This is a genomic window from Mesorhizobium sp. M0060, from assembly GCF_040323155.1.
Taxonomy (GTDB): domain Bacteria; phylum Pseudomonadota; class Alphaproteobacteria; order Rhizobiales; family Rhizobiaceae; genus Mesorhizobium.
On sequence record NZ_JAMYUP010000118.1, the window covers coordinates 1 to 5,930 of the forward strand.

7 protein-coding genes and 2 pseudogenes are annotated in these 5,930 nt (G+C 60.4%); 7 read left to right on the forward strand and 2 right to left on the reverse strand.

All coding sequences use genetic code 11. The annotated features are described in order from the left end of the window. The 5 genes and pseudogenes from NKJ94_RS36660 to NKJ94_RS36680 form a co-directional block, all read left to right on the forward strand. Positions 1–230, forward strand: a 230-nt coding sequence (locus tag NKJ94_RS36660; protein ID WP_352532571.1) for a hypothetical protein, incomplete at its 5' end; no start/stop codon positions are given. Between the two features lie 159 nt (positions 231–389). Beyond that, complete coding sequence (locus NKJ94_RS36665) at positions 390–617, forward strand: hypothetical protein (protein WP_352532573.1); 228 nt, start codon at positions 390–392, stop codon at positions 615–617. A 268-nt stretch (positions 618–885) separates the two neighbouring features. Beyond that, positions 886–1,964: pseudogene (locus tag NKJ94_RS36670) on the forward strand (IS5 family transposase). Positions 1,965–2,198: 234 nt separating this feature from the next. After that, positions 2,199–2,417 (forward strand): hypothetical protein, encoded by a 219-nt coding sequence (locus tag NKJ94_RS36675; protein WP_352532575.1) that lies wholly within the window; start codon positions 2,199–2,201, stop codon positions 2,415–2,417. 185 nt (positions 2,418–2,602) lie between these two features. Continuing rightward, a complete protein-coding gene (locus NKJ94_RS36680) occupies positions 2,603–2,857 on the forward strand; it encodes a DUF982 domain-containing protein (protein WP_352532577.1) in 255 nt (84 codons plus the stop codon). Positions 2,858–3,108: 251 nt separating this feature from the next. Here NKJ94_RS36680 and NKJ94_RS36685 read toward each other — a convergent pair whose 3' ends face one another. After that, complete coding sequence (locus NKJ94_RS36685; protein WP_352532579.1) at positions 3,109–3,462, reverse strand: hypothetical protein; 354 nt, start codon at positions 3,460–3,462, stop codon at positions 3,109–3,111. Positions 3,463–3,761: 299 nt separating this feature from the next. Here NKJ94_RS36685 and NKJ94_RS36690 point away from each other — a divergent pair, with 299 nt between their 5' ends. Further along, positions 3,762–3,932: a hypothetical protein gene (locus tag NKJ94_RS36690; RefSeq protein WP_352532581.1), complete on the forward strand. Its 171-nt coding sequence runs from the start codon at positions 3,762–3,764 to the stop codon at positions 3,930–3,932. Beyond that, positions 3,919–4,107, forward strand: coding sequence for a hypothetical protein (locus tag NKJ94_RS36695; RefSeq protein WP_352532583.1), 189 nt, complete (start codon positions 3,919–3,921; stop codon positions 4,105–4,107). The genes NKJ94_RS36690 and NKJ94_RS36695 overlap by 14 nt, the downstream gene beginning before the upstream one ends. 1,248 nt (positions 4,108–5,355) lie before the next feature. Here NKJ94_RS36695 and NKJ94_RS36700 read toward each other — a convergent pair. Then, positions 5,356–5,568 (reverse strand): annotated as a pseudogene (locus NKJ94_RS36700) (rhodanese-like domain-containing protein); the annotation flags it as partial. Positions 5,569–5,930: the final 362 nt, after the last annotated feature.

Sequence of the window (5,930 nt, forward strand, 5' to 3'; positions counted from 1 at the left end):
GCGAGTTGCGGCTCATTGGGACGGACTTCCCGAACATGACGACCAGCAACAAAGCAGACCATCAGTCTGTCTCCGAAGCGTTTCGGAAACTGATCCGTTCCGAAGGCTATCGTCATAACGTACAAACGTTCTTAAATCTGGGGGTCGAACCAGAACTGCCGCCAACCCTACAGTCATTACTTGCGGCTATTGATCGGGCCAAACAGGGCCCGACGGAAGAAGGTCCCTAGCCGGCTGGCTGAGCGTCAGGTCCAAAGAGTATAGAGGCTCTTTCGTGGCTTGTCCGTCTGGTTCCCGCTCAGAAATTCCGCCAAACATTTCTTCTTGATTTTTCCCGACAGAGGGTCATGAATGTGCCCTTGGGTTCTCGCTGAGGTGGGAGGCCTTGTATGAACGTTTGGACGAACTGCCGATCCGACAAGGTGACTGCCAAACACCTTGTTCACGAGCTGATCTTACAAGCCCGTCGCGGCCAAACCATCTCCGTTAAAGAGACTATTGCAGCGGTGCGCCGAGACGGCCCGCATCTGGCGGAAAGTGACTGCGAACTCGTGGAGTTTATTGTCAACTTTGCCCCAGCCTTTGGCATGTTCGTCGGGTTCGACCTCCGCGAATAGCCGCATGGCGCTCCACTGTTTCTCCCCTCCAGTTTAGGCAGCACCGACCGACCTGGGATTGTGGACGAAAGGCGGATCGAAGCGCGCTCTATAGGTCGAGAGGGGGGTCTTCGCGCGAGCCAATTATCCGATCACCCGATCAGAAACTCTAGCCAAAAATTGCTGACCGTTGCGGCCTAGCACCGTGCCAATTGGACACCTCGAAAAACCTGGCAATCGAGACCGCATTTTGATTCACTTCGCCTGGTGATTTGCACGGAGGCGTTGGATGCGAGGCCAGGCTGGATTCTGGGACATTGACGAGCGTTATGTCCGGCTGAGCGCGGCCGGCGATCCACTGGAGAAGCTGAACGCGGTGGTGCCTTGGGAGGTTTTCCGGAAACCGCTGGCCAAGGCGCTGAAGCGCTCCGATGGCGCCAAAGGCGGCCGGCCGCCCTTTGATGCGGTGATGATGTTCAAGGTCCTGGTTCTGCAGGCGCTCTACAGTCTCTCGGACGATCAGACCGAGTTTCAGATCCAAGACCGGCTTTCCTTCATGCGTTTCCTCGGGTTGGGGCTCGGCGACAAGGTGCCCGACGCCAAGACGATCTGGTTGTTTAGGGAGCACCTCACGCAGGCCCGGGCGGTGGACAACCTGTTCGCCCGTTTTGACAAGCACCTCACCAAGGCCGGTTATCTGGCGATGGGTGGCCAGATCGTGGATGCCACGATCGTGGCGGCGCCGAAGCAACGCAATTCCGGTGCTGAAAAGGCTGACATCAAGGCAGGAAAGGTGCCGGACGAGTGGCAGAAGAAACCAGCCAAGCTGCGCCAGAAGACCGGGACGCGCGCTGGACCGTGAAGTTCTCGAAGGCCAAGGCCGATGAGGAGGGAAAGACGAAGCAGCGCGATATCGCCGTTCCCGCCTTCGGCTACAAAAACCATGCCTCGATCGATCGCCGCCACGGCTTCATCCGCGGCTGGAACGTCACCGGCGCCTCGGCTTGGGACGGGGCGCAGCTTCGCAACGTGCTGGACAAGAACAACACCGGCTCGACGGTATGGGCCGACACCGCCTATCGCTCGAAGAAGAATGAGGCGTGGCTGGACAAGAACGGCTACGTCTCCGACATTCATCACAAGAAGCCGAAAGGCCGGCCGATGAGCGAGGCGATGGCACGGGCCAATGGCCGGCGCTCAAAGATCCGCGCTTTCGTCGAGCACGTCTTCGCGCAGCAGAAATCCCGCATGGGCCTGTTTGTCCGCACGATCGGCATCGCTCGCGCCTGCACCAAGATCGGCATGGCCAACCTCGCCTACAATCTCACCCGCTTCGTCTGGCACCAAGGGCGAACTGCGTTCGCCTGACGGCGAGAGCGGCGGAAAACGCCGCCGCGATGCCGAAATCGGCAACCAGCATCAGCCCCAACGACCGAAATCCAGCCCCCGCCGCGCGTCAGGCTGTTCGCAACCTCATTGTCGCACCACCCACTCTGGAAATGCCGGTAGTTCGAGGTGTCCAATTGTACGATTCGTACATGGCGTTGATGTCGGTCAGGTAGGGAGTAGAGTCCCCTTCGGCGTGTCCCTGGGGAGGGCTGGATGAGCGTCGCGCGAAGGGTCGGTCCGCTTCTAGAGCAAGCAATCACTGTACTCCTCAACAGGGCGGACCGTCGCGACACGGTCTCGATCAAAGCGGCACTACGCGAAGCTCGGGAGGCTGCGCCTTATTTGGTGGCCTCCGACGAAGAGCTAACCGAGGCGATCGTCGAGGCAGCAACTGCCATGGGCCTCTGCGTGGCTTTCGACGGTCGCGAATAGCTGTCAGCCAACCCTCAGTCACTCTGGCATGGCAACGGAGGCGCGCCGCCCTGCGCCATTTTCAATAGTCAGAGGTAATCCGCAATTACCTTCGCAACCTGCTAAATCTGCCTGTAGAACGGGAGTTGGCGGCTGAGCAAAGGGATTTGCTGGAGAACTTGATAAGGTCGACAAAGAGTGACCGCATGGCCCTCCACTGGTTCAACCCTCCGGTCCCGGTCAAGACCGAGCGTCTCGGGATCATCCACAACGTCAACAACGCCGAGACAGCCGGCGAGGAGCTGATGAAGTGGACCAAGCGTGGCCCTTGCTGGGACCTCGCGGTGCGCGTTTGCATGGCCGTGATATTCGACGAGATGGAACCTGAGGAGGCCCGCAAGGCATTCCTGGCTGCTGCAAAAGAGGAGGGGACATTACTCCCCCCAATGACAACTAGCTAAATTGGATGCGGTATAAGGTTCTAGGTGTCTCTGACCAACACCGCCTTCGCGAAAGGAGCCCGCCGCCGGTGAGGGAGAGGCGACGGACCCCCCACAGCGGCTGCACATCCACGAAGAATCGACCGCTGCAAGCCTTAAACCCGCGGGGCGGCTGGCGGCAACTTGCTCGCCAGCCGAGTTGAGTTCAGGCGGTGGTCGGGGGAGACTGGCCAGCCGCACGCTGGTGATTCCAACCTGTGCCGATGTGCCAATCAGCAACCTTCGTCGGTCTTTTTCACCTGGCCCGGCGCGGCGGTGTTGGCCGTCGTGTCCTGCTGACCTGGCGCCGCCTGCTGAGCGCTGCCAGTCTGCTGGCCGGGCGCGCAGTCTCTGGCCGAGTTCGGATTTGTGGTGCCGCTGGTGGTGGTCGTGTCAGTGCCTTGATCGCCGGACAGGTTGGTCCCGCTGCTCGTCGTGCCGGTGCCCTGATCCGTCGTGCTGGGCATGGTTGTCGTGGTCGAGCTTCCGCTCGTCGAGGTTCCGCTCGAAGTTCCGCTCGTCGTCTGGGCAAAGGAAAGCCCGGCCGACACCGCCAGCAAGGCCGAAGCCAAAAGGATGCGTTTCATCTTCTTTCTCCTGTCTGAATGCGCGGGGTGCGCTGGCAAATCCAACAGGCAGACAGAAGGAGTGTTCCCCGATGAAGTTCAACTTTTGTAACTCTGGTCGTAGGTCAGCCTTAGGATGGCGGGCGCATATTAGAGCCTCTTGAAGAAGACGCTGCCCGCACCAGAATCGATGGCATGGCTCGGGGAATAGGCATTGGTGACCAGGTGGCGATTACTGCCATGGCAGGATAACAGAGGACCGCGTAAGCGTCTCTATCCCAGGTTACGACTTCCCACATTCCATCATCGACCACACCAAGGTGAACCGAGGCCAGCAAATCGACCTGAAAGGCGAGGTCACGCGCATCGACGAGGACACCGTGACGATCGACCTCGGGCCGCTGGTGACGGTCGACCGTGACAAGGTCCGGCTAATGGAGAAATATCGGCCGCCAAAACGACGAAAGGCACTTGTCGATGCCCCGGATTAGAACCGACAACATCGCGACAGGCTATGAGGGCAGGCCGCATGACGGGGCGGTAGAGGACGAGTCGAAGCATTTTGTCTACTGCCCAGTCTGCGGCCAAACGTTCGACGCGCGCGATCTTGGACAGGTGTTCCACCACGCTGAGCCGCAGCACGAGCCGCTTCCGGTCGAGCAATAGTCCAGCTAGTTGAGCTCTGGCGGCAGACCGACGTTGAGACCCTTCAGGGCGCCACCGACGTACGTTGGATGAGAAAAGGGTGCTCCGTGCACCGCGCCTTCCCCGCGCGCCGATGCTCCATCTGGACCGCAAAAAAGTCCCGCCGCACTGCCAGAACGGCGGGACCGATCAAACGCTTTGCACCAGGCGGGGGGATGCGGGGGGTTGGGCTTGCCAAGTGAGCGCGGACCGTAACCAACCCTAAGCGCAACAGCGGCAACGCGTCCACCAACCGCCGGTTGGAGCGACAGGACGATTGAGCCGCCGGCAGGTCAGGTCATCCCGGGTCGCTATCGCCCGCAACCAGACGGTAGCGGAAATTGTTGCGGATGTGGTGGTTGAAATAGCGGCCCTTGGCGAACGCGGCCCGGAACGCGGCAAAGGTTCCGGCGGTACCCCCTCAAACTCGTACCGTTTACCGCTGGCGACGAACCACACCGAGGGGGTCCTTCTATCCAGATCATATTCCATCTTGCGGATCGAAGTAGATGGCATGAGCACCACAGGCCGAGGCCCGCGCCCTTGCGGGGAGCGCGGGCCGATCGGGATACCGATCTGCAGCAATACCTGGAGGGGGAGGATTCGCTGCGTGCACCGAACTTTCGCGGCGGTCCCGTGTTCCCAATCGAGATACACAAAAAGCTAGCTGCACCTTTCGGCATCACGCGGACGTTGGATTTCTGAGAAAGCGCGAACGTCAATACCAACTTCTGGCGATGGAATTTTCCCGTGAGATAGGCACACTCCACGGCGAAAGGAGTGCCCCGCCCTGACCGTCCTCGCCTACAACCTTGCCAATGACATGAAAGGATTGTGGAGGGTCGTCTTCGTGCCGGACGAACTGCATCTGTATGTGGAATTCAGCCAGCCAGACGCCGACACAAACCCGGTTGATTGGATGAGGGAGATGATTTCCTTGCATGGCGGCCGAAAGGCCCACTCCACAAGCGAGCGCGCGACAGCTTGGTTTCGCTCATCTGCAAGGCGCTGACAGGGCGATGAGACAAGGGAAAACCCGCGCCGAGATCGAGTGCGAGCGCCGCGGGCGGGCCTATTCGACGAGGAGTTTGACCGGCTGGGATGGGTCTCGAAGAAGGTTCTCCAGTTCGGACAGTGCAAGATGCGGCGCTCCGTTCGAACGTCGCATGCTCCACAATCAGTTCATGAGCCGAGCGGCATCGCCTGGCGATGCAACTCGGATCGCAATGGTCAACTTTCTGAACCTTTCGCCAACTCGAAGCCTTCGTCGAGCCAACCCGTAACGCCGCCAGCCATGATCTTCACCGGGCGACCGAGCTCCGCAAGGCGAAGCGCTCCACGGGCGGCACCGTTGCAGTGAGGGCCGGCGCAGTAGGTGACGAATACGATTTGGTCGGACCAGCGCTCCAGCTTTGAGCGGACAATCTTGCCATGGGGCAAGTTACATTGGGTCAGGCCTGAAATGGTCGAGGTCGCCTATCTCACCTGGACCGAAGACAATCTCCTGCGTCAGGTCGTACCAAGGCGAGCGTCAGGACAAGCCAGCCCGGCAGGTGGTGCGCTCCCCGCCCCATCCCTGATCGATCGGACGCCGTTTCGTTTCAGGTCACCCGACTTGCTCTACCTGCAGTGTGCTGGGTGGAAGGACCTTGATCAGCGACGTCGCCGACACCGAAGGGTCGACCGCTTGGTCGCTGGGACGTCATTCGAAAAGTTGGGCCTCGTAGTAGTGTAGCTCGAGCAGCAGGCACCCGGTCTGCGACCGGAAGGGACCGTGATAGACGCCAGGCGGCCGGCAGGCGTAG

Bases quoted from the DNA above. Each gene is read 5' to 3' on its own strand.
- NKJ94_RS36680 (WP_352532577.1), top strand. From the start codon at position 2,603: ATGGCCCTCCACTGGTTCAACCCTCCGGTCCCGGTCAAGACCGAGCGT.
- NKJ94_RS36665 (WP_352532573.1), top strand. From the start codon at position 390: ATGAACGTTTGGACGAACTGCCGATCCGACAAGGTGACTGCCAAACAC.
- NKJ94_RS36685 (WP_352532579.1), bottom strand. From the start codon at position 3,462: ATGAAACGCATCCTTTTGGCTTCGGCCTTGCTGGCGGTGTCGGCCGGG.
- NKJ94_RS36695 (WP_352532583.1), top strand. From the start codon at position 3,919: ATGCCCCGGATTAGAACCGACAACATCGCGACAGGCTATGAGGGCAGG.
- NKJ94_RS36675 (WP_352532575.1), top strand. From the start codon at position 2,199: ATGAGCGTCGCGCGAAGGGTCGGTCCGCTTCTAGAGCAAGCAATCACT.